This window comes from Saccharothrix texasensis (genome assembly GCF_003752005.1).
GTDB classification, from domain to species: domain Bacteria; phylum Actinomycetota; class Actinomycetes; order Mycobacteriales; family Pseudonocardiaceae; genus Actinosynnema; species Actinosynnema texasense.
In genome coordinates this window covers 3,122,414-3,145,520 of record NZ_RJKM01000001.1, presented here as the reverse complement: position 1 = coordinate 3,145,520, position 23,107 = coordinate 3,122,414, and the positions used below count along the sequence as shown (strand labels likewise).

Sequence of the window (23,107 nt, the reverse complement as noted above, 5' to 3'; positions counted from 1 at the left end):
AGCGAGGCGGCCAATGCTTCCGTAGAAGCGAGATCGATAGCCGAGGGGTCGAGGCCGAGGGTCTCAATGGCGGCGGAAGCGGCCGTCGCGACGGTCAGCTGGCTGAGCAACATCAGAGGCTCCGTTCCACGCCGTCGGCGTCGTTGAGGGCTCTTGTGCCAAGCACCGCGAAGCGAGCGGCGCGGTACAGGACAGGAGTCTGGATGACACGCGCCAGCAAGAACGCCGTCTCCTCGTCGTCCCAATCAGAGAGGGATCCGGGACGACCGGCCAGCGTGAGGAGGAATCGGGACGCGGTCGGACGGTCACCCAACCCGCTCGCTGCGAGACGCGGCGCAATCACCTCGTTGAAGCCCAGTAACAGGTCAATCGCAGAAAGCCACTTGTAGAGGCTGTAGGCAATGGCCGATGCAATTTTCTTGTGCGCCGTTGATATGCCGACCGCGCCTTGCATCTCTTCCAGGTGGTCCGCCGCGTCCTGCGCGCTAGCGAGCTTGCGTTCGATGGCCATCCAGTGACTGCCGCCGATAAGGGTTCCGATCGCTCTCGCGATGGCGTCGCCGATCAACTGCTGCAGGTAGACCGCGAAAGCATCTGCTGGCAGTTCTGCCGTGATCCACCTGGCATGCCCGTCGATCAATCGACGCACCTCCTTCGGGCTGCTGGTCGTTGCGGATACCGACGGCTGTGCAACGCGGTGCTGGCGGAAGATCGCGTTCGGCTGCGTCGGCAAGATCAGGGACGCCGTCGACTCACCCGACCGAGCGATTACGAGCCCGCCTAGCGGCGGTGCGGCGATCTCTTCTTCGGCGGCTTTGGGCACAGCAATGACAGGCGTCTCGACGTCGTAGAACTCGACGGTGGTGCCTCCACCGTCGGTTCGATCGATCAGGTGCGCGACGACCTGACCGTCGTGAGCCCGGGCGAATCGCCATCGGAGCGGCTGGAAGCCCCGATCACAAGTCAGCGTCGCAAACCCGACCCCCTCGCGGGCGACGGTCACCACACACGCCTCGGCATTGTCGTAGGCGTCGCTGAATCGCTGGTCCGCTCGAATGCCCTTGGCGAGCGCGGCCCAGGCATTCTCGTCCAGCGGCAAGTGAATCGAGCGCTTCAGATCAGCGATCGGCACTCCATCGTGGCCTCGAAGGCTCACGGCAACCTCGGCTTCTGCGCCGGTCGGGCCGTCAATCGAGATGTGCGCGCGGTCGTCCCAAAGCTCGCTCAGTCTGGGTCGTGCAGGCGAGGCCAGCAGACGAATGCCCTCGCCGATCGCGGCACCTTCCGGCCGGATCTGCGGGTCACGGATGGTGATCACCAACGAGCCAGTAGTCAGCTGTCGCTCACCGTCCCCGAGCAAGCACACGTTGGCGACGTGGGTGCCCACCTCAAGTCCCTGGAGCGAGAACAGCATCTCCGGCTCGCCGGGCGTCCAGTCAAGGAAGTAAACGGCATCACTAATGGTTACCCGGCACCGCTTGGGTGCGAGATCCGACCGGATACCCAGGATCGCCGGCTCGCCGGCCAGCCACTCCACGTCACCCTCGCCGTCCCAGGAACTCGCGACGATGCCAACTGGGCGGATGGCAACGTTCGAGACAACGGCGATGCCACTCTCTGTCAAGAGCGCGGCATCAGCCTCACTGACTTGCTCCGGCACCGTCAGTTCGTACGCACGGGCCCCCTCTGCGTTGAGAGGCTTCTCGGTGCACCACGAGACCGCGGGAGCGACCACGGAACCGGTGCCGATGAGCATGTAGCGGTGTCCTGGCCGAACGAACTTGCCCTTCACCTCGACCGCGAGACCGATGTCCTGACGACGGAACAGCCACCATGGTCCGGGCGTCATGACGCACTGGTCGGCCAGAATCCGATTGGTCGCGTCGTCGGCTCGGTCGAGACGAAGGAACGGCTCGGCAGGGCGTGGCCACTTGGCGAAGCGCACCGACTGCCCTGGATAGAGCAGGCCACTCGGCGGGATGTGTCGATCGCCGCCATTCGCGTACGCGCGCGATAGTCGGAGCTGGCCGTACACGTCAGATAGACCTGCGCTCAGCGGGGTCATATCCGGCAACTCCGCGTAGGCGTTCCACTTGTCATCGAGACGCAGGTAAAGCTGCGGATCGGTCGCGCGCGCCTGCGCCCTCGCCTTTGCAGCCGCGGCTTGACCAGCTGGTGTAGGGCGGAATCCCCGGGCACGATGAGCTGACTGCTGCGCCGACCGCAGCCAGCGGCGCGCTTGGTGCTCCTGGGAAAGCCCGTCGACGATCCGGGCCAAGGTCGGACCTGACAGGTACGGCGTCGGCTCGTTCTCGCCAGAGAGCAACGCGGCCGCCACCTGTCCAACCAGGGTGGTATTCTCGCAGAAGATCCGGAACCGATCGGTGTAGTTAGACGCACGGCGGGCCAATCTGAGCCCGAGCGTCTCAGGGTCATCGAGTAGTTCCGAGGTCAGGGCGCCGCTGAACTCGAACAGCAGCTTGGCAAGGTGGCGCTGGAGGTATATTGGCAGGACGGCGTGCGTGATTGGCCATGAAATGATCGTGAAGCGGCTCGCCCAGGCTCCGGTTGGGCGAGCGCCGCCGTACCGACTGTGGAACCGAACAAACCAGTCCCGAATGGCCGAATGCTCCTGGCTGGTCCACCGTGGGGTCAGCGAAGAGAATGTGGTCCAGTACTCGTCGCCGACGTAGCCGTATCCCATCTCAGCGGCGTACACGACGAACGGCAGCCAGGTGGCCTGGTAGTGGGCGAGGTAGTGATCGCTGATCGCAGCCCGGACTGCGTTCTTGAGCAGATCCAGGTCCTCCTCGGGGAGGTCGTGCTCCAGAGCGAAGACCGGCGAACTGGGCTCGAGCATCTTCCGCTCGGCGCCGAGCACGGTGAAGTGAGCGTCCAAGCGCTCGTGGAGGTGCTGCAGCAGTTCAACGGTACTGCTTGATAAGACGTCTGACATGCTGCTGCCCCCCCTGCTTCCTATCGACCCGGGACTGGCATCAGTCTGGTCGAGGGGTCCGACAATTCGGTGTTTCGCGGTTCGTCACAAGTAGAAAGCCCCGCTCCGGCACGCTGGATGCGTGTCGGCGCGGAGCTATGGGCTCAGTCGGTGGGCCATCCGGCGCCGAGGATCTCGATGTCTGTGAACTCGTCACCGAGCAAGCAAGCATCACCGACGATGGTGCTGTTGCCGCTGACGCGGGCGTCCACCAGGATAGCTTGTCCGGTGGCAACCGTGTCACCTGCCACCACAATGGGAGTGGGGTTGACCCGCTTTGACGGACAGGGTCGATGAGTGTGGTCAGGCTACCCGGTTCACCGGGTGGTGTCGGGTTGCTTCGTAGGCGGCGGGGCTGAGGTAGCCGAGGCTGGAGTGCAGGCGGCGGGTGTTGAACCAGCCCTCGATGTACTCGAAGATCGCCTTGTGCGCTTTGGCCCTGGTGGGCCAGGGCGGCCGGTCGAGCAATTCGCTCTTGATCGTGGCGAAGAATGACTCGGCGACGGCGTTGTCCCAGCATTGGCCCTTGCGGCCGAACGACAATCGGACGCCCAGGTCGTCGGCGAGGGCGGCGAGCTGCGCGGATGTGTATTGGCAGCCCCTGTCGGCGTGGAAGATCACTCCGGGTTCGGGGCGCCGCTGTCGGACGGCGTTGTCCAGGGCCTGGGCGACGAGGTCGGTGCGCAGGTGGTCGGCGGTGGCCCAGCCGACCACGCGTCGTGAGGCGATGTCGATGACGGTGGCCAGGTAGAGCCACCCTTCCCAGGTGTGGATGTAGGTGATGTCCCCGCACCACCGGGTGTCGATATCCGTTGCGGCGCAGGAGAAGTCGCGGCGGATCAGGTCGGCGGGGATGGTAGCGGTGGGGTCGGGGACGGTGGTGGTGCGCCACCGTTTCGGCGCGCGTCCGGCCCGTCCGGTCTCGCGCAGCAGACGGGCGACGCGTTTGCGGGAATGCCGATGCCCCCGGGCTCGCAACTCGGCGTGCACCCTGGGCGCGCCATAGGTGCCCCGCGATTCGTCGTGAATCGCGACGACCCGCGCGGTCAGCTCGGCGTCCTGTCGTGCGCGGGCGGTGGGCGTGGCGGTGCGGTGGGCGTAGTAGGCGGACCGGGAGACCTTCAGCAGCGTGCACGCCCGATGGACGTTGCCGCCGCGTGACTTCTCCGCCTCGATGAACGGATAGACGTTCACCGGATCTCCTTCGCGAAGAAAGCCGTGGCACGCTTGAGGATCTCCACGTCCTCGGTCAGACGGCGGTTCTCCCGGCGCAGCCTCGCGAGTTCCTCCCGCTCGTCGGTGGTCAACCCGTCGCTCCGGGTCCCGGCGTCACGCTCGGCCTGCACGACCCACTGCCGCACCGCGGTCTCGGTCAGGTCGAAATCCTTCGCGACCTGACCCACCGACCGGTCACCACGCCCGCACAGCTCCACGATCTCGGCCTTGAACTCCGGGGTGAACGACCGCCGAGGCCGCCGCTTCTTCCTACCCATGGGCTCCATGATGGGACATCCCTCCGGGGACCCGCGTCCCCTGATCTCGGATGTCCGTCAAAACGGGTCAGGCCCATACGCCGTGTGGGTGGCGGGGTGAGCGCCTCATTGCTGACAAGCATTTCGGCCACTCGATTTGCGCACAGGCGGTCGACATGGGGCCGTCATGGGAGGAAGCGGGGGAGAAAATTGGGATAAGTTAAGGTGGGGCAACAGAATCGATCTGCGCTCAAGTGCATCCAACTGCACTGCCGTGATCTGCCGCCGCGACGTTTTCGCAGTTCAGGTCATGATCCGGTCCACTGGGGGTCAAGGGGTCGCAGGTTCAAATCCTGTCGTCCCGACGGCCATTGACCAGCGGGTTTGCTCTTCGGAGCAGACCCGCTGGTGTCGTTCTCGGCTGATGTAGTCGCAATGTGGTCGCGCCCCGCGGGTCAGGCGACGTCGGCCTCGTTCAGGGCGTGGGTGATGACGTCGGCGGCGTCGTGGGCGACGTGGCGTAGCAGGTGGCCGTAGACCTCGGTGGTGGTGGAGAGGGCCGAGTGGCGCATCGCGCGGGAGATCACGGCGAGTGGGACTCGTGAGTTGAGCATGGTGGTGGCGGCGAAGTGTCGTAGGTCGTGGACGCGGATCCTGGGCAGTCCGGCGGCGTCGGTGAGTTGGTGGAAGTGCCGGAGCACGTACTCGGGTCGTAGTGGCCTGCCGTCGAGGCGATGGAACACGAGGTCGTCTCCGGGTTGGCGGAGTCGTTGGTGGCGTAGCGCGGCGACCACCCGGTCCGATAGGCCGATCCAGGCGCGGCTGCTCTTGGTCTTGGGTGTGGTGAGGACCGGTGTGGTGTTGTTGATGTTGGACAGGGTGTAGCGGATGAATGCCACGTGGTCGTCGAGGTTGATGTCGTTCCAGCGCAGGGCGAGTGCCTCGCCTTTGTGTAGTCCGGTGCCGATGATGACTTCGAACAGTTCGGTGAGCGGGTCGTCGTGGTCGTGGCAGTAGCGGAGGAACCGTGCTGCCTCGCTGGGTGACCAGCAGGTGGGTTCGTACTTCGGTGGCCGTGGTACGAGGGCGTAGCGGGCGGGGTTGAGGGCCAGTCGTCGGTGTCGGACGGCGTCGGTCAGGGCGCTGGACAGGGTGGCTACGCAGCGCCGCAGGGTGACTGGACCGCGTCCGGCGGTCAGCTGGTTGTCGATGAACAGCGCGATGTGCTGGTGGCGGAGCGCGTCCAGCCGTATCGCTCCCAGGGCGGGGACGAGGTCCTTGCGGATGTAGTCGTGGTAGCGGGCGGTGGTTGTCGGCTTGAGCGTTGATGCTTTGTCGTGCAGCCACGTGGTGAGGTAGCCGGCGACGGTCTGCTTGTCGTCGGTGACGATGCCGGTCCGCTCGTACTCCAGCACCTTGCCCAACGCCGCCTGAGCCGCTGTCCTGGTGGCGAAGCCGCTGCGCCGCATGGTCCGCCGATGCCCGTCCAACGACGGCAGGTCGACCGCGAACGCCCACCGCCCGCGCCTACCACCTGCCAACTCGGGACACCGGGCGCCGAGCTGCCTGCCCGCGGCGTCCCGGCAGTCGCACCGTCGGTACACGCGTCCTCGTTGAAGGTTGCTCATCATGACTTGTCGCAATGTCACGCGCTACGCTGGGCATGATCGACACCACCGGCCCTCAAGTTGCCACTGCGCTTTCCTGTTCGCGTGGAGCAACAACGAACACGGTTGGCGGGAGATGTCCCGTTTCGGACGTTGCACGGATATTCGGCGTGCGCCAGCACGGGTTCTTCAGGTAATGGCCGTCGGCCCTGAACTCTCCAAGAGGTCTCTGGGATGATGTGCGAGAAATAATTCCTTATTACGAGGCTTGGATTGCGGTATTCGCATCGACGCGCCGGCCCGACGACCCGATCGCGCAATCGCTGGTCAGTGCCGGGTCGGAGCACGCGCACCGACCGGACGCCGTACTTGGCCGGCGTCCTCGGCAGAGCATTACCTTCGGCTGGCCGCCCCGGTGGTGAGCCGGTGGTCGACGTGTTCGTGTTCACGCCTGCGCAGCTGCTGGGCGGGTCCGGTGAGCCGTACCTCGGCGGTCACCGGGAGATCGGTCGCGCCGGGCTCGATGACGAGGTGACCGTCGAGTAGGCGAAGTGCTCGGCGTGCACGCGGAAGACGATGGTGGCGCGCTGTCCGGCGCCCAGGTCCACGGCGGCGAGGCCGAGGAGCGCCCGGATGGGACGGGTGACTGACGATGACGGCTGTAGATCAGCATCGTGGCCCGGCCACTGCCGTAACACCGCGATCGCTGAGGCGCTGTGGGCGGACCCGGCGCGCTGGAGCAGGAGCGAGCTCAGTGATCAGGATCGATTCCCGCCACCACTTCTGGCACCTCCCCGCTCGACCGCGCGAAGTCCGCATCGGCTGTCGTCAAGGCATCGGCCCCATACCGCGAGTCCGGCGTCCGGTTTCGGGAACGACCCATGAGAAGGGCACCGAGCTGGTCGGCTCGGTGCCCTTCTCGTGGAACCCGTGTGTTGCCCGCCGGAGCAGGTTGGTGTCATGCCGGGACCCGTGCCGGTGGCCTGGTAGTCGGACCCGATCGACTGCCTGGCCGCGATTGGTCCGTTGTAGCTGATGTCGGTGGCCCGACTGGCTCTCCGCTACCGGCGCGGTTGGTGTTCCAGGCGTTGGTGGTGGTTGCGCAGGCCTATCCCATCGGGATTCTCCTTGCCCTGGTCCTGTCGCGTGCGGGATCAGCCGAGCAGGGGCGCGACGGTCACGTAGTCGATGTTCGGCGCGTACTCGGAGCGCTGGCCGAACTGGTTGAACGTCGTGCCGTCCCAGTTCGGCAGCTCCTGGGAGGTGAACGTGACGGTGTTGGTCCCGGCCTCCAGGTCGACCGGCACCGTGAGGTCGCGGAACTGGTTGAAGTGGAAGGTGTTGGGGAAGTGGATCCGCTGCACGTGGCCGTTGACCGCGATGTCCGCGTGCCGCGTCACCGGGTCGGGGTTGTAGTGGGTGGGGATGGACTCCTGGGCGTTGGCGTAGCGGATCACGAGCACGTGGCGGCCGGTCCGCTCGGCTTCGACGTCGAGGGTGAGCGCGTTCGCCGGGCCGTCACCGACGTTCGTCGCGACCTGTCCGGAGGCGAACGGGAAGGCGTCGCTGAACTTCGCGGCACCGGTGACCAGTCCGGTTTCCGCCTCCACCTTCACCGGTGCCGCCGCGGTGGCCGGTCCGGTGCGGACGCGGTCGAGGCGCACGTTGCCCGCAGCGCCGGTCACGGTGAGCTGGTTGATGCCGGCGGAGAGGAACAGCTGTGCGGTGTCGGTGCCGGCGGCGGTGCCGACGGTGAGACCGTCGACGGTGTGCCCGTTGAGCCGCACGGTCGCCTGGCCGCCGCCGCGGTGGTCGAAGTCCACCGTCGCGTGGCCGTCGTGGTCGGCGTGCACCCAGAACGTGGCCGAACCTCCCTGCGGAAGCACGGCGACGCCGGGACCGGAGGCGTGCTTGACGCCGTAGCGCGCCTCGGCGCCACGCAGGTCGGCGTACTCGGCCTCGTGGGCCGAGCGGCCGTCCGTGGCGGGGTCGACCAGGGTGAGGTCGATCTTGTCGATGATCGCGTCACCGCGGGTCTTGCCGAGTTCGGGGTCGGACGCTGCCAGGGTGATGGTGTGCTTGCCGGCACTCAGTTGCACGCGGGTGTCGGTGTGTTCCCACACCACCCACCCGTACGAGGTGGGCAACCGCAGTTCCCGGGGTTGTCGGCCGTCCACGCGCAGGAACACGTTGGTCGGTCCTTGCGGCACGACACTGGCCCACTTGTTGTAGGTGCTGGAGAAGACGCTCAGGTCGTAGGAGCCGGTTTGGGGGACTTCCACGTCGAACGAGAGCACGACGTCGGAACCGGTGCGCAGCCCGCCCACGTTGTAGGAGTTGGAGGTGGCGAACTTGGCCACGTCGCGCGGGCTGCCCTCGGGGCCGTTGCGGCTCCAGCCGGTGCCGGTGTGCGCGGCGTCCTCGGCCTCGTAGGTCTTCTGCCAGCGCGTGCTCGCCCCGGCGGTGGCGCCGCGGCCGACCGGGCTGATGATCACCTGGTAGGCCGACATCTCCTTCAGGTCGGTGAACGGCAGGACGAGGCTGCCGTCGCGGCCCACGGTGCGCACGGTGTCGAGCAGCCGCCTCGGGGCGGGGGAATCGCCGAGCTGCCCCGTCCACGGGATCTCCTGCACGGTGACGTGCACGCTTTCACCGAAGAGGTCGCGGTCGACGTTGGTGATGCGAACGTCGGCGGAGCCGTTCGCGCCGCCGAAGATGGTGCGCGACTGCCGCTTGTCGCGGTCGAGCGTCGCCACGCCCTGCAGTGTGTACTGCTTACCCGGGTGCGGAGGGGTCACCCGGACCGTGTCGCCGCTCATCTGCCCGTAGGCGTTGAACAGCCACCACTGGCCGTTGGCCTTGTTCGCCTCGGCGACCGAGTCGTTGAGGTTGCCGTCGATGTTCCAGTACGCCAGGTCGCCGTCGACCTTGGACTCCTCCAGCGCGGAGATCCACTGGATCATCTGACCGGGTACGGAGAGGTGGTAGCGGAACGCGTACTCGTTGATGTTGATCGGCAACGGGCCGATGCCGAGTTCCGCCTCCCACGAGCGGTACTTCGCGACGCTGGTGCGCACCTTGTCCGGCGAGGACAGCTCGTGCCACGTGATCACGTCGGGCATGCAGTCGTTCGCCTTGCAGTGGTCGAGGAAACCCTTGACCTGGTCGAACAGCAGGCTGGTGTTGGGGCCGGCGATGCGTGCCCCCGGGTCCAGTCGCTTGATCAGGTCGTAGAGCTGCTCCCACTCCTCGAAGAACGGGCGCGGGTCGGACAGCCAGCTGACCCTGTCGTAGCTGTACTGGCCGGTGCCGTAGAAGTTGCCTTCCGGCTCGTTGAAGGGCACGTAGACGATGTGGTCGCGGTGCGGTGACGCCACCACTTGACGCACCTGTGCCTCGACCTTGGCCCGGTAGTCGTCGCGACCGGCCTGGCCGGGCTGCCGCTGGTACGGGAAGCCGCGGTAGATGTCGGTCATGTAGACGTAGACGTCTCGGCCGCCGTTGGCCACGAACGGCTCGACCACCTCCAGTGCGTCGGCGCCCGGGTGCTGCGGGCCGTCCTGCGCCTTGGTGGACAAGGTCTTGGGGTAGAAGCCCGCGAGCACGGCGTCGCTGGGCACACCGGTGCCGTAGACGCCGTAGAGGGAACCGCCTGCCCCGCCGTGGAAAGCGCCCGTGGTGGCGCCGAGGTCGACGGTCAGGGTGTCGGTGGCCGCTGAGGCGGTGCTGGGGGACAGGGCGCACGCGGTCAGGACCGCGGCCAGCGCCAAGGGCAGAGTTCGCCGTTGAACCATCGAGGACTCCGGACGAAGTGGTAGGGTAGGGGTCGAACCGGTTCGAGTAGCCAGACAGTACGGGTCCAAGAACTCGAGGTGCAATGACAGGGGACGGAATCGAATCGGTTCGCTCTTGTCGTCTACCGGTGTCGGGCTCCGGCGCTCGACCGGGTGAGCTGCCCGGTTGCATGCTGTTGATCGCGCCGGTGTGCGAGGGGTCGGCAGGAAGGTGGTCGACGACGTTCCGCGGCGCGTGACGGCGGGTGCGCGTTCCGGGCCGGCGCGCGGGATCATGGCTTATGGCGGGCCGGTCTCCACACCGTTGGTGCCATCGCTCGGGCCGGTGCGAGGACGGTCGCACCGCGGCGTGGCTTGGGCAGTTCAGGGCCGAGGTTGCGGAGAGCCGTCGACGAGCGCCGGTTCTCATCGGCGGTGTCCGTCATGCTGCCGTACCGCTGCGCGGCGGGAATCGAACCGGTTCGACTATTAAGTTACTGGTGTCGGGCGCCGGTGCTCGATCGCAGTGAGATGACCGGTTGCAGGAGCGCGTCGCGGTGTGGCGCGTCGGGGTTCGCGATGCGTTCCACCAGCAGGTCCACCGCGATCCGGGCCATCTCCTCGGCGGGCACGTCGGCGGCGGTCAGCGGTGGGTGGAATGCCTCCGCCAGGCGGCTGGCGATGACGCCGGTGATGGAGAAGTCGCCCGGCACGTCGAGGCCGGCCTCGCGCAGGGCTCGCTGGAGGCCGGGCAGCGCGGCTTCGTTGATCGTTACCGCCGCTGTCACCTCCGGCCACCGGCGGCGGATCTCCTCGAAGCAGGCCAGCCCGGCGGCGGGTTCGTCGGCGCAGCACACGGTGTGCGCGGTCAGCCCGCGTTGCTCGGCGGCGGTGAGGAAGCCGCTGGAGGAGCGCAGGGCGGGCCCGTACCCGGCGGCGACGAGCTCGTCGGACCGGTTGATCAGGACGACGTCGCGGTGGCTCAGGTCGGCGAGGTGGTGCACGCGGCGGGTGATCAGCTCCGCGTAGTCGACGTCGACCCACGACGAGGTGCCCGGTCGCTCGACGTGGCCGATGGTCACGAACGGCAGGGCTTCCTGCTCCAGGCGCGTCACCCGCGGGTCGTCGAGCAGGACTTCCATCAGGATCACGCCGTCGACCCGGCGGCCGGTGACGACGCGTTCGAAGGACCGGTCGTGGTCGCCGCCGCTGGGGGAGAGCAACACGTCGAGGTCGTGGGTGGCCGCCGCCTCCACGACGCTGGCCACGAACCCCAGTTGCACGTCGGTCAGCCGCCTGCTCGCGGGCGGTATCGCCAGGCTCAGCGTGCGGGTGCGCCCTTCGGCCAGCGCGCGTGCGCTGGCGTTGGGCCGGTAGCCCAGCTCGGCGATCACTTCGTTGATGCGCTGCGCGGTCGCGGACGACACCGGCCGCTTGCCGCTGAGCGCGTAGGACACCGTGCTGCGGGACACGCCGGCCTGCTTGGCGATCTCACCGATGTTCATGCGCTCTCCGTCCAACCGGTTCGACAGATGCCGGATCGTAGAGGAGCCAGGTCTTGCGTGCGTTGCCACCTGGTTATACGTTAACGCAACATTGCGTAAGTCGAACCGGTTCGATGCAGATCGACGGTCAGTGGCTCAGCTGTCTGGAAGGACCTCACCGCATGAAGCGCTCCCTGTTCAGCCGACGCGTGACCGTCGCCCTGGTGGCGGCGGGACTGTCCCTGGCCGCGTGTTCCTCGGGCGGGGACACGGGTGGTGACAGCCCCGGCCCGTTCGCGGTGTGGGACCCGTACCCGCAGTTCGACGGGACCTCGGAGTGGGCGAAGGTGATCGAGAAGTGCGGCGCGGAGGCCGGTGTGAAGGTCGAGCGCCAGGCGTACGACACCTCCGACCTCACCAACAAGGTGCTGCTCGCCGCGCAGCAGGGCACCGCGCCGAACGTGCTGGTCGTGGACAACCCCGTGGTGTCCACGTTGGCCGAGGGCGGGGTGTTGAAGGCCAACCAGGACACCGGTCTGGACGCCTCCCAGGCGTCGTCCAACCTGGTGGCCGCCGGTGAGGTGGGCGGGAAGACCTACGGTGTGCCGATCGGGGCGAACACCCTGGCGCTGTACTACAACAAGGCGGTGCTGGCGCAGGTCGGCGTGGACCCGGCGTCGCTGACGGACTGGGCGTCGCTCGACGCGGCGATGGCCAAGGTCGCCGGTGCGGGAAAGAAGGGCATCACCTTCTCCGCCATCGGCACCGAGGAGGGGTCGTTCCAGTTCCTGCCGTGGTTCTGGGGCGCGGGCGCGCAGCTGACCGATCTGTCCTCGTCGCAGGCCGTGGCGGCGGTGGAGCTGTGGAAGTCCTGGTTGGACGAGGGGTATGCGCCGAACTCGGTCGTGGGTAACACGCAGACCACCAGTTGGCAGGAGTTCGCCACGGGCGAGTACGCGTTCGCCGAGAACGGCACGTGGCAGCTCGGCAACGCCGCGAAGCTGGGCTTCGAATACGGTGTCATCCCGATCCCTTCCCGTGACGGCGGGGTCGCGCCCGCACCGACGGGTGGCGAGTTCGTCACCGTGCCGGTGCAGGGCCAGGCGGACCGCGAGGCGACCGCGGCGAAGATCGCCGCCTGCCTGACCGGCGCCGACACCGTGCTGGCCACCGACACGGCGCTGACCTACGTCTCCGCCATCGAATCGGTGCGGCAGCAGCAGGTCGCCGCCAAGCCGGAGTTGACGGTGTGGGTTGAGGCGGTGCAGGCCGCGAAGGGCCGCACCGGTGACGGCCTGGGCACCCGCTACCCGCGGATCTCGCAGCCGCTGTGGGGCGCGGTGCAGGCGGTGCTGACCGGGTCGAAGCCGGCCGCGGACGCCCTGAAGGACGCCCAGGCCGCCGCGGCGTCGGCCAAGTAGCGCAGTGGTCCGCCGCAACCTCGTCGGCTGGGCGTTCCTCGCCCCGCTGGTCGCCTACCTGCTCCTGTGCTACGGCTACCCGCTGCTGACCACCCTCGACCTGAGCCTGCGTGACTACACCGTGCGCACGTTCGTGCACGGTGGCGCGCCCGTGACGGGACTGGCCAACTACATCACCGTGTTCACCGATCCGGTGTTCCGCACGGCGATGCTCAACACGGTCGTGTTCACGGTGGTGTCGTTGGTGTTCCAGTACGGCATCGGGTTGGCGCTGGCGGTGTTCTTCTCCCGCCACTTCCGGCTGTCGGCGACGCTGCGGGCACTGTTCCTGGTGCCGTGGCTGCTGCCGCTGATCGTGTCCGCGTCGACGTGGGCGTGGATGTTCACCAGCGAGGCGGGCGTGGTGAACGCGGCCCTGTCGTGGTTCGGCGTCGACGGGGTGAACTGGTTGACCTCGCCGGACTGGTCGCTGGTGTCGGTGATCGTCGCCAACATCTGGATCGGCATCCCGTTCAACCTGGTGGTGCTGTACAGCGGGTTGCGCAACATCCCCGCAGAGGTGCACGAGGCGTCCGCCTTGGACGGTGCGAGTTCCTGGCAGACGTTCCGGCACGTCACGTTCCCGATGCTGCGGCCCGTTTCCACGGTCACGCTCCTGCTCGGCCTGGTCTACACGCTGAAGGTCTTCGACATCATCTGGATCATGACGCGCGGCGGCCCGAGCGGGTCGTCCACGACTCTGGCCACCTGGTCCTACGAACTCGGGTTCGGCAGCATGCTGCCCCGCTTCGGGCCCAGCTCGGCGGTGGGCAACGTGCTCATCCTGCTCGCGGTTGCCGTGGGCCTGGTGTACGTGCGGGTGCAGCGCCGGCAGGAGGCGTCATGACGCGCCCGTGGTGGCGGACCGCGGTGGGACTGCTGCTCACCGGCGTGATGCTGTTTCCGGTCTACTGGATGGTCAACGTCTCGCTCACGCCGCCGGGGGAGATGCGCAAGTCACCGCCGGACCTGTTCCCGGGCAGCCCGACGTTCGACGGGTACGCGCGGGTGCTGGACGAGCAGTTGCCGTACTTCGGGACGAGCCTGCTGGTCGGGCTCGGGACCGTGGTGCTGACGCTGGTGCTGGCCGCGCCCGCGGCGTACTCGTTGGCGAAGCTGCGCCCGCGAGGTCGGGGACCGCTGACCTTCGTGCTGCTGGTCGCGCAGATGATCCCCGGCATCATCATGGCGCTGGGGCTGTACGGCATCTACGTCAAGCTCGGCATCACCAACACGGTGTGGGGCTTGGTGTTCGCCGACTCCACGATCGCGGTGCCGTTCGCGGTGCTGATCCTGACCTCGTTCATGTCCTCGGTGCCCGACGAGATCGTGCAGGCGGCGCGCATCGACGGCGCGGGACCGTTCCGCGCGTTCTGGTCCGTGGTGCTGCCCGCGAGCCGCAACGGGGTGGTCACCGCCGGGCTGTTCGCGTTCCTGTGGGCGTGGTCGGACTTCGTGTTCGCCGCGACGTTGGACAGCGGTGGGCCGATGCAGCCGTTGACGCTCGGGATCTACCGCTACATCGGCAACAACAACCAGGAGTGGAACGCGATCATGGCCACCGCCGTGGTCGCCTCCGTGCCCGCCACCATGCTGCTCGTGCTGGCCCAGCGCTTCGTCGCCGCCGGCATCACGTCGGGTGCGGTCAAAGACTGAAAGGGACCTTTGTGGACGACTTCTCGGTGCGGGAGATTCCGTTCAGCTGTGCGGGGGCGTGGTTTGGCATCTCCGCGGTCGTGGGGCTCGCCGAGTACGCCGAGGACCTGCACCTCGTGTCCCACCGCAACGGTATGCACGCGGTGCTGTCGCTGGTGCCGGTGCCGGCCGGCTCCGAGGTTGCCGTCGAGGTCAACGCCAATCCCGCGCTGCTCACCTGGAGCGCGGGCCGGGCGAGGGTCGCGGCGGCGTTCGAATCACCCACGGCGCTCCGGATCTCCGGCGACGGCCTCGGCCTGCGCATCGCCGCCGCGGACGACACCCTCACCCCGTTCACCGGGACGTTCTTCTTCCACGACCCGGTCACCTCGTCGTACGTCTTCACCTCCTACGAGACCGGCCACCGCTACCGGGTCACCGTGTTGACCGGGCACCGGGAGGCGGCCGGTGACGGCGCGCTGGGCGTGGCGGAACGTGCGGTCGTCGTCGGCGGGGACGGCGGCGAGTGGGAACTCGTCGTGGAGGAGATGACGACCACGCGCGGGCGGTACTCCACCACCACGCCGTTCTCCGACGTGGTGGCCGGTTCGCGGCGCTCGTTCGAGCGGTTCGTGGACGAGGTCGCGCCGTGGCGCTCCGAGCGCACCCCGGCCGCCGAACTGGCCTGCTACGTGCTCTGGTCGGCCACGGTGAGCCCGGCGGGCTTCCTCCGTCGCCCGGCGGTGCTGATGTCGAAGAACTGGATGGACAAGGTCTGGAGCTGGGACCACTGCTTCAACGCCCTCGCCCTCGCGCCGGGGGCACCCGGTCTGGCGTGGGACCAGTTCCAGGTGGTGTTCGACCACCAGACCCCCGAAGGTGCGCTGCCGGATTCGATCACGCACGCCGAGGTGCTGCACAACTTCGTCAAACCACCCATCCACGGCTGGGCCGTGACCAGGCTGCGGTCGAAGCTGCCCGACGGCATCCCGGCCGCTGACCTGCCCCTGTTGTACCGGCAGTTGGAGGCCTGGACGACCTTCTGGCTCGACCACCGTCGCGCGCCGGGCCAGCCGTTCCCGCACTACGAGCACGGCAACGACAGCGGCTGGGACAACTCCACCGTCTTCGACGAGCAGCGGCTCGTGCAGTCCGCCGACCTCGCGGCCTTCCTCGTGGTGCAGATGCGGGAACTCGCCCGACTGGCCGTCGAGATCGGCGACCAGGCCGCCGCCACGCGGTGGGAGCGGGAAGCCGCGGCGATGCTGGACGCGATGCTGACGACGCTGTGGGACGGGTCGGCGTTCACCAGCCGCGCCCTCGACGGCACGTCGCGCACCACGGCGAGCCTGCTCGATCTTATTCCCGTCGTCCTCGGCGCGGCCCTGCCTCCGGACGTGCACGCGAAGCTCGCCGAGGGCATCGCCCGACACCTGACCGCCGTCGGCCCCGCCACCGAACGGCCCGACTCGCCCCACTACGAGGCCGACGGCTACTGGCGCGGACCGGTGTGGGCGCCCTCGACCGTGCTCATCGAGGACGGCCTGCGCCGAGGCGGAGCGGTTGACCTCGCCGACGAGGTCAGCGCCCGCTTCCGCGCGGTGTGCGAGAAGAGCGGCTTCGCCGAGAACTTCGACGCCCTCACCGGTGAGGGCCTGCGCGACCGCGCCTACACCTGGACCGCGAGCGCCTACCTGCTGCTCGCCGCCGACGCCGAGTCGCGACTCGGCGAAAGGGGCGGCAGCCTCCACGAACACCCCGCCACTCCGGCGGGATAGCAGAACCGATCCGATCGAACCCCCTCCCCGCGGCACCGGGGTCCAGCGCCGGATCCCGGCTGCCCGCATCCACCACCACTGACAAGGGAGTCACGCGTGGCACTCACACCCGCACGACGGCGAAGCCGTGGCCTCACCGCGGTCATCGCGGTCGTCGTCTCCGCGCTATCGGCCGTGGTCGCAGCCACCCCGGCCGCCCAGGCCGGTGACGAGTCGATCTCCGTCAACTTCTCCGTCGCCGGCGGTGCTCCGACCTACCGGGCCTCCGGCTGGATCTACGGCATGACCGAGGACGCGACCGGTCCCGCGGACCACTTCTACCGCGACCTGAAGTTCCGGTACATGCGCGCCGGTGGCGCCCAGCTCGACGGCCCCGGCGGTTGGGTCGCGGGCCGGTACGACCGCCGGTGGGACGCCACCCGGGCCCAACTGCTGCGCACCCGGTCGCTGGGCGGCGAGTTCATCCTGCTGGTGCACGACCTCTGGGGCGCCGACGGCTACCCGATCTCGCGCTTCCCGGGCGACAACGGCAACTGGACCGACTACGACAACTTCCTCACCCGCGTGATCGCCGACGTGCGGGCCACGGGCGTCCCGGTGCAGTGGGACCTGTGGAACGAACCGAACCTGGGCATGTTCTGGAACCGCTCGCAGGCGCAGTACTTCGAGCTGTGGCGGCGCACGTACCAGCGCGTCCGGGCCGCGTTCCCGCAGCAGCTGATCGTCGGGCCGAGCTTCGCGGGCGTGCCCACGACCGGCGGGGCGTGGTGGAACCAGTACCTCGACTTCATCCGCAGCTCGAACACGGTGCCCGACATCATCAGCTGGCACTCGTTGCCCGGTGACCCGGTGGCGGACGTGGCGGCGGCGAACACCACGCTGAACTCGCGCGGCATCCCGCACCCCCGTCCGTACCAGATCAACGAGTACGGCTGGACGACCGAGCAGAACCCCGGTGACGGTTCCTGGTACATCGCGCGCCTGGAGCGGGCCGGGGCCGACGGTCTGCGCGCCCACTGGGGCAGCACGAACGCCTTGCACAACGACCTGGCGAACCTGCTCGTCCGCAACTCGGCCGGGCAGCACCTGCCCAAGGGCGAGTGGTGGGTCTACCGCTACTACGGCTCCCAGACCGGGCAGATCGTCTCCGTCACGCCCAGCCCGGCCTACGACGCGTTCACCACCAAGGCGAACGGGGTCGCGAAGGTCCTGGTCGGTGGTGGTGGCACCACGGGCAACATCGCCGTCAACCTCCAGCGACTCGACGCCACCAGCGGCATCGTGCAGGACAACCGGGTGCGGGTGGTCGTCCAACGCATCCCGTACGACGGAGGCGGCGCGGTCCAGGGGCCGATCACGATCGGCAACTCCGTCGTGACGCTGTCCAACAACGCCGCGACGGTCAACTTGCCCCACACCAACGCCGACGACACCTTCACCGTCACGCTCCTCCCGCCGTCCGACGGCGGCTTCCAGTCCGTGGCCGTGGCCCAGCACTCGCAGCAGTGCCTGGACAACACGAACCTGAGCACCGCCGACGGCAACCGGCAGCAGCAGTTCCACTGCGAGGGCGGCGACCAGCAGCTGTGGAACTTCCGGCCCGTGGCCGGGGTCGCCAACACCTACACCGTCGTCAACCAGCAGACCGGCAAGTGCCTCGACGTCAACGCCTCGTCCACCGCCGACGGGGCCGCCGTCCAGCAGTGGACCTGCCTCCCCGGCGCGCAGAACCAGCAGTTCGCGCTGCGGAAGGTCACCTACTCGGGCAACGACTCCCACGACTACCAGCTCGTCGCCCGGCACAGCGGCAAGTGCGTCGACGTCAGCGAGGTCTCCACGGCGGCGCGCGCTTCCATCCACCAGTGGACCTGCAACCCCGCCGGTCAGAGCAACCCGCGCAACCAGACCTGGCGGCTCTGGGGGCGGTGACGGCCACGCTGTCACGCGGCACCGGAGCTCGTGACCGGCGAACCCGGTGCCGCTCATCCCCTCCACCGGACCCCTCCGCCGGCCGCAGGGTGGTGGCTGCGCAGTGGTGTGCACGAGTCGGGCCCGCCGGTGATCGACCGGCGGGCCCGAGTGGTTCGGTGGTGCTGTGGCTTTAGCTGTGGGCGCGGTGGCCTCGCTTGGTGACGACGTGGTAGATGCCGAGCACGACCAGCGAGCCGAGGATGGCGAGCAGCCAGGTGCTCAGGTCGAAGAAGCTGCCGATGTCGGAGCCGAAGATCGCGCGGCCGATGAAGCCGCCGAGGATGGCGCCGACGATGCCGAGCAGCATGGTGATGACGATGCCGCCGGGGTCCTTGCCGGGCATGATTGCCTTGGCGATGGCGCCGGCGATGAGACCCAGAACGATCCAACCCAGGATGCCCACGGTGCTTCCTTGTCCTCGTGCCACGCCGACTCCTGCGACGCGGCGTGATCGTTACAGGGGCCGGGATGCCCAACTCGCACCGATTTCACACCTGCACGAGCCGCGATGTGGGCGATGCCTCACCACGGCCGGCCGGCCCTGTCGGGACGTGGTGGCCGGTAACTCGGGATGCTCTTGTGCCGGTGTCCCCGTGGGGCGGGTGTTGGTGGCACCGCACAAGTGCGGCCAGCCACTGACCACTCGACACCACGACCCCTTGAGCTCCGGCCTGGGCGTGTTGCACCGCGGTTGCATTCGTGGTGGCGTTCGCTGACGGTCGCGCACATTCAGGTGTCGGTGTGGAGGCAGTCCGACGCGATGACGCCCTCGGCGTGCGTGGTGGGGAACTCCCGCCAGGTCGGACCGGTACGGCACCCCACACCGCCCCAGGGCCGTCACCGCCGCCCGGTCAGCCGCGGTGCTTCTGCCGGAGTTCCCACAGTTCGGCCGGGGTGATCGGCATCCGGTCGAGGACGATCCCCTCGGCGTCCTCGACCGCTGACGCGATGGCGGCCATCACGGGGACGACGCCCCCTTCTCCCACACCCTTGACCCCGAGGGGGTTGAGCGGCGAGGGGGTGACCAGGTGGTCGATCGTGATTTCGGGGACGTCGTGCGCCGTGGGCAGCAGGAGGTCGGCCAGTGAACCCGTCCGCAGCCGGCCGTCGTCCCCGTAGGCGATGCGCTCGTAGAGCGCGCCGCCGATGCCTTGCGCGACCCCACCGCGGATCTGGCCTTCCACGACAGCCGGGTTGATCGGCCTGCCGCAGTCGTGCACCACGACGTAGTTCCGCAGTGCGATCTCCGCGGTGTCGGGGTCGATCTCGACCACCGCGACGTGCACCCCGGCGGAGACGGTGGAGCGGATCGGTGAGAAGAACGCGGTCGCGTCCAGGCCCGGTGCGTCGTCGGCGTCGAGCGGCGGCTGGTCGGGGTCCGCGTCGGGGGCGAACTGGGTCGCTTGCCGGGTGCGGTGGTCGAACGCGTAGCGCAGCGGGTTGGCCAGGACGGCGACCGTCGCCAGCGGGATCGCCCGATCGTTCGCCACGACCGCGCCGTCGGCAAGGCTGAGTTCGTCCGGCGGTACGTCCAGCGCCCTCGCCGCGACGCGCAACGCCTTGTCCCGCACCTTTCGCGCGGCGAGCGCGACGGCGTTGCCGCCCACCACCGCCGACCGGGACGCGAACGTGCCCGCGGCGTAGGGGAACCGCCGGGTGTCCCCGCAGACCACCGTGACGTCCCGCGGCGCGACCCCGAGTTCGTCGGCCGCGATCTGGGCGAACACGGTCCCGTGTCCCTGTCCCTGGGTCGTCAGGCCGACGGTCACCGTCACGTGGCCGCCGGTGTCGACCTGCACGCGAGCACCCTCGTAGGGGCCCATGCCGGTGCCTTCGACGTAGCAGGCGATGCCGATGCCCAGGCGCTTGTCGGGTTCCCGTTCGCGGCGGGTGGCGAAATCGTGCCACCCCGATCTCGTCAGCGCGGTGTCGAGCAGGGCGGGGTAGTCACCGGAGTCGTAGACGAGCGGACGGCCGTCCTGAAAGGTCAGCCCCTGGTCGTAGGGCATCTCCGAGGGCCGGATCATGTTCCGGCGGCGCACCTCGGCGCGGTCCGCGCCGAGGAACCGGGCGATCGCGTCCAGGGTGCGCTCCATCACGAACGCGCCTTGCGGCCGCCCCGCGCCGCGGTAGGGGGTGACTATCGCGGTGTTGGTGTAGAGCGAGCGGAACTCGACCCGGTACGCGCCGAGGCGGTAGGGGCCGGGCAACTGGGTGCTGGTGACGAGCGGGACGATGATGCCGTAAGGGGTGTAGGCGCCGGTGTCGTGCCAGAAGGACACGACCAGGCCCCGGACCTGGCCGTCGCCATCGAACCCCACCTCCACCTCGTGCTGCTGCCCGCGTTCGTGCGAGGCGGCGGCGATGTGCTCGGCGCGGTCCTCCACCCACTTGACCTCGCGGCCCAGGCGCAGCGCCGCCCAGGGGACCAGGACCTCTTCGGGCCAGGGATGCACCAGCTTCACGCCGAAACCGCCGCCGACGTCGGGTGCCACCACCTCCACCCGGTCCGCGGGCAGGTCGAGGATGGCCGCCAGCGCGAACCTGAGCGACGCCGCCGCCTGCGTGGCGGAGTAGACCCGCAGCGACCGGTCGTCCCGGTCGGGTCGGGCGTACACGCCGCGGCACTCCATCGGCATCGCGGCGGACCGCTCCACGCCGAGCCGCAGGGTCAGGCGGTGCGGCGCGGCGGCGACCGCGGCCCGCGCGTCGCCGTTCTCCTGCATCATGCGCGCGGCCACGTTTCCGGCGACCCCGGGGTGCACGAGGTGGTCCGCGCGCCGAGCGGCGGGGATCCCGATCACCGCCGGGAGCGGTTCGTAGTCCACCCTGATCAGCCGGCAGACGTCCTCGGCGACGTACCTGTCCACTGCCACGACCATGACGACGGGCTCCCCGACGTGCCGGACCACGTCGTCGGCCAGCGGGAGGCCGGTGCGCGGCGAGTGCAGCGAGGGGTGGGGGATCAGCACCGGCAGCGGTTCACGCGCCCCGCCGGTGAGGTCCCGGTAGGTGAACACCGCGATCAGGCCGGGGACCCGTTCGGCGTCCGCCAGGTCGATCCGCAGCACCCTGGCGTGGCCGTGGGGGCTGCGCACGAAGGCTGCCGCCGCTGCGCCCGAACCCAGGTCGTCCAGGAACCGCCCGGTCCCGGCGGCGAAGCGCTCGGCCGCCGCGCCGGTGACCGGCCGGCCGACGTGCGGTGCGGTCATCCGCTCGCCCCTCCGTCCGGCCGTGCCGCGTGGAGGACCGCCGCGACCAGGTCCTGGTACCCGGTGCACCGGCACAGCACCCCGGCGACGGCGTCACGCGCCTGCTCGGGTGAGGGCCGGGGGCACTCGCGGAGGAACGCGACGATGCTGACGACCATGCCGGGGGTGCAGAACCCGCACTGGACGCCCTGGCACCGCACCAGCGCCCGCTGCACGCGGCCCAGGCCGCCGTCGGGCGCCCGGCAGCCCTCGGCGGTGGTGATCTCGCAGCCGTCGACGGTGACCGCCGGCAACAGGCACGACCGCATCGGTGCGCCGTCGACCAGCACGGTGCAGGCGCCGCACGTGCCCTGTTCACAGCCCACGTGCGTGGAGGTGAACGCCAGGTCGTGGCGCAGGCAGTCCGACAGCAGCCGTCGCGCGGGCACCCGCACCACCTGTCGCCTGCCGTTGACCGACAACTCGATCTCGTGCTCGGACAAGGGTTTCACGCTCCCGTCGCGCGGATCGCGGCCAGTCGCCCGGCGCGTTCGGCCAGGACTCGCGCCAGGTGTCGCCGGTACCCCGCGCTTGCGTGGAGGTCGTCCGCGGGCGCCAGGGCGGACCCGCCCTCGTCCGCCGCGGCGCGCCACCGCGCGAGGTCGTCGAACCGGGTACCGGTCATCACCTCGGTCAGGTCCACCAGTACCGGTGTCGCGCCGACACCCGCGTACGTCGCGGTCGCGCGCTCGACGCGCCGGCCGGTATCCAGGGTTACCACGGCCGCGACGCCGCACACCGCTCGACCGCCGCGCTGCCGGGCCACTTCCAGCCAGGCGGTCCCCGTGCGCGGCGGCGGGACGGGGAAGCTCGCGGCCACCGCCAGCTCGCCCACCGCCGCGCAGCACCGGTTGGCACCCAGGAAGAACTCGGTCGCGGGAACCGTGCGCCCGCCCGCCGCGGACCGCAGTTCCACGGAGCCGCCCAGCGCGACCAGGACCGCGGGCATCTCGGCAGTGGGGTCCGCGTGGACGAGGCTGCCGACGGTTGTGCCGCGACTGCGGATCGCCGCGTGGGCGATGTGCGGCACCGCTTCCGCGAGCAGCGGGTTCCGCCGCCGCACGGCTGCGTCGCGCTCCAGCTCCGCGTGGCGGACCAGCGCGCCGACGCGCACCGCGCGGTCCTCGTGGGTGATGCCGGACAGCTCGACCAGGAAGTTGATGTCGACGATGTTCGCGGGCGAGACCTCCCGGCGGTTCATCAGGGGGACCAGGCTCTGCCCGCCCGCCATCACGGTCCCGGTGGTGCCGAGCCGGTCCAGGGTGACCAGCGCCTCCTCCAGCGAGCGAGGCCTGTGGTAGTCGAACGGCGCGGGTTTCACCGGGCGCCGACCCGAGCCGGTCGCCGGTGCCCGGCGAGGCGCGGCACCCGGACGTGGCGGCCCCCCGAGGCCGCGATCGCGGCGGCCGGCCCGCCGCACGACCCCGGCCGGAGGACTTGGACCATCCCGGGGTGGCGGCAGGCGCCGCCCGGCCCGGAGCACCGCGCGGACCCCGGCACGACGTGCGGGGCGATCTGCGCGCCAGTCCGGCGCTGTCGCCCGCCCTCACCGGTCACCCCCGAGGCGACTGGGCGGAAGCGACACCCCTTCGGCCTCGCCGGCCGGACCGGCACGGACGCAGCGGCGCCACCACGTAAGTCATCGACGACCGGAACCGGCAGCTCCATCGGCCACTCCTCC

Annotated in this window: 16 protein-coding genes; 5 read left to right on the top strand and 11 right to left on the bottom strand. The window is 69.3% G+C overall.

Features of this window, described 5'->3' with window-relative positions; genetic code table 11:
- Window positions 1-112 precede the first annotated feature (112 nt).
- From EDD40_RS12445 to EDD40_RS12415, 7 genes are all read right to left on the bottom strand, one after another.
- On the bottom strand, window positions 113-2,956 hold the full coding sequence (locus tag EDD40_RS12445; protein ID WP_123743045.1) for a hypothetical protein: 2,844 nt from the start codon (window positions 2,954-2,956) through the stop codon (window positions 113-115).
- Window positions 2,957-3,298: 342 nt separating this feature from the next.
- Window positions 3,299-4,189 (bottom strand): IS3 family transposase, encoded by an 891-nt coding sequence (locus tag EDD40_RS12440; protein ID WP_123743044.1) that lies wholly within the window; start codon window positions 4,187-4,189, stop codon window positions 3,299-3,301.
- The gene (locus EDD40_RS12435) at window positions 4,186-4,488 is read right to left on the bottom strand and encodes a transposase (RefSeq protein WP_170185047.1); all 303 of its coding nucleotides are present in this window, start codon (window positions 4,486-4,488) and stop codon (window positions 4,186-4,188) included. Before EDD40_RS12435 ends, EDD40_RS12440 begins: the two co-directional genes overlap by 4 nt.
- 434 nt (window positions 4,489-4,922) lie before the next feature.
- The gene (locus EDD40_RS12430) at window positions 4,923-6,071 is read right to left on the bottom strand and encodes a site-specific integrase (RefSeq protein WP_246037617.1); all 1,149 of its coding nucleotides are present in this window, start codon (window positions 6,069-6,071) and stop codon (window positions 4,923-4,925) included.
- Between the two features lie 497 nt (window positions 6,072-6,568).
- Window positions 6,569-6,682: a hypothetical protein gene (locus EDD40_RS44790; RefSeq protein WP_425471175.1), complete on the bottom strand. Its 114-nt coding sequence runs from the start codon at window positions 6,680-6,682 to the stop codon at window positions 6,569-6,571.
- Window positions 6,683-7,228: 546 nt separating this feature from the next.
- Complete coding sequence (locus EDD40_RS12420) at window positions 7,229-9,868, bottom strand: carbohydrate-binding protein (RefSeq protein WP_211348157.1); 2,640 nt, start codon at window positions 9,866-9,868, stop codon at window positions 7,229-7,231.
- A gap of 473 nt (window positions 9,869-10,341) precedes the next feature.
- Window positions 10,342-11,352 carry a LacI family DNA-binding transcriptional regulator gene (locus EDD40_RS12415; RefSeq protein ID WP_123743041.1) on the bottom strand — a complete coding sequence of 337 codons (1,011 nt, stop codon included), beginning with the start codon at window positions 11,350-11,352 and terminating at the stop codon, window positions 10,342-10,344.
- A 161-nt stretch (window positions 11,353-11,513) separates the two neighbouring features.
- Here EDD40_RS12415 and EDD40_RS12410 point away from each other — a divergent pair, with 161 nt between their 5' ends.
- From EDD40_RS12410 to EDD40_RS12390, 5 genes are all read left to right on the top strand, one after another.
- On the top strand, window positions 11,514-12,752 hold the full coding sequence (locus EDD40_RS12410) for a sugar ABC transporter substrate-binding protein (RefSeq protein WP_123743040.1): 1,239 nt from the start codon (window positions 11,514-11,516) through the stop codon (window positions 12,750-12,752).
- Window positions 12,753-12,756: 4 nt separating this feature from the next.
- Window positions 12,757-13,638, top strand: coding sequence for a carbohydrate ABC transporter permease (locus EDD40_RS12405; protein ID WP_123743039.1), 882 nt, complete (start codon window positions 12,757-12,759; stop codon window positions 13,636-13,638).
- Window positions 13,635-14,447 (top strand): carbohydrate ABC transporter permease, encoded by an 813-nt coding sequence (locus EDD40_RS12400; RefSeq protein WP_123743038.1) that lies wholly within the window; start codon window positions 13,635-13,637, stop codon window positions 14,445-14,447. Before EDD40_RS12405 ends, EDD40_RS12400 begins: the two co-directional genes overlap by 4 nt.
- 80 nt (window positions 14,448-14,527) lie before the next feature.
- Window positions 14,528-16,204: an amylo-alpha-1,6-glucosidase gene (locus EDD40_RS12395; RefSeq protein ID WP_246037616.1), complete on the top strand. Its 1,677-nt coding sequence runs from the start codon at window positions 14,528-14,530 to the stop codon at window positions 16,202-16,204.
- 96 nt (window positions 16,205-16,300) lie between these two features.
- Entirely contained in the window at window positions 16,301-18,133 is a 1,833-nt protein-coding gene (locus tag EDD40_RS12390) for an RICIN domain-containing protein (protein ID WP_246037615.1), read from the top strand.
- A gap of 172 nt (window positions 18,134-18,305) precedes the next feature.
- On the opposite strand, the gene EDD40_RS12385 is transcribed toward EDD40_RS12390, so the two are convergent.
- The 4 genes from EDD40_RS12385 to EDD40_RS12365 form a co-directional block, all read right to left on the bottom strand.
- Window positions 18,306-18,578 carry a GlsB/YeaQ/YmgE family stress response membrane protein gene (locus tag EDD40_RS12385; protein WP_123743036.1) on the bottom strand — a complete coding sequence of 91 codons (273 nt, stop codon included), beginning with the start codon at window positions 18,576-18,578 and terminating at the stop codon, window positions 18,306-18,308.
- 448 nt (window positions 18,579-19,026) lie between these two features.
- A complete protein-coding gene (cutA, locus tag EDD40_RS12375) occupies window positions 19,027-21,387 on the bottom strand; it encodes an aerobic carbon-monoxide dehydrogenase large subunit (RefSeq protein WP_123743035.1) in 2,361 nt (786 codons plus the stop codon).
- Window positions 21,384-21,869 (bottom strand): (2Fe-2S)-binding protein, encoded by a 486-nt coding sequence (locus EDD40_RS12370; RefSeq protein WP_123747979.1) that lies wholly within the window; start codon window positions 21,867-21,869, stop codon window positions 21,384-21,386. The genes cutA and EDD40_RS12370 overlap by 4 nt, the downstream gene beginning before the upstream one ends.
- Before the next feature lie 5 nt (window positions 21,870-21,874).
- Window positions 21,875-22,747, bottom strand: coding sequence for an FAD binding domain-containing protein (locus tag EDD40_RS12365; protein WP_123743034.1), 873 nt, complete (start codon window positions 22,745-22,747; stop codon window positions 21,875-21,877).
- Between the last annotated feature and the right edge of the window lie 360 nt (window positions 22,748-23,107).

Excerpts from the sequence above, each read along its gene's own strand:
- EDD40_RS12445 (WP_123743045.1), bottom strand. The coding sequence starts at position 2,956 with ATGTCAGACGTCTTATCAAGCAGTACCGTTGAACTGCTGCAGCACCTC.
- EDD40_RS12415 (WP_123743041.1), bottom strand. The coding sequence starts at position 11,352 with ATGAACATCGGTGAGATCGCCAAGCAGGCCGGCGTGTCCCGCAGCACG.
- EDD40_RS12400 (WP_123743038.1), top strand. The coding sequence starts at position 13,635 with ATGACGCGCCCGTGGTGGCGGACCGCGGTGGGACTGCTGCTCACCGGC.
- EDD40_RS12435 (WP_170185047.1), bottom strand. The coding sequence starts at position 4,488 with ATGGGTAGGAAGAAGCGGCGGCCTCGGCGGTCGTTCACCCCGGAGTTC.
- cutA (WP_123743035.1), bottom strand. The coding sequence starts at position 21,387 with ATGACCGCACCGCACGTCGGCCGGCCGGTCACCGGCGCGGCGGCCGAG.
- EDD40_RS12420 (WP_211348157.1), bottom strand. The coding sequence starts at position 9,868 with ATGGTTCAACGGCGAACTCTGCCCTTGGCGCTGGCCGCGGTCCTGACC.
- EDD40_RS12410 (WP_123743040.1), top strand. The coding sequence starts at position 11,514 with ATGAAGCGCTCCCTGTTCAGCCGACGCGTGACCGTCGCCCTGGTGGCG.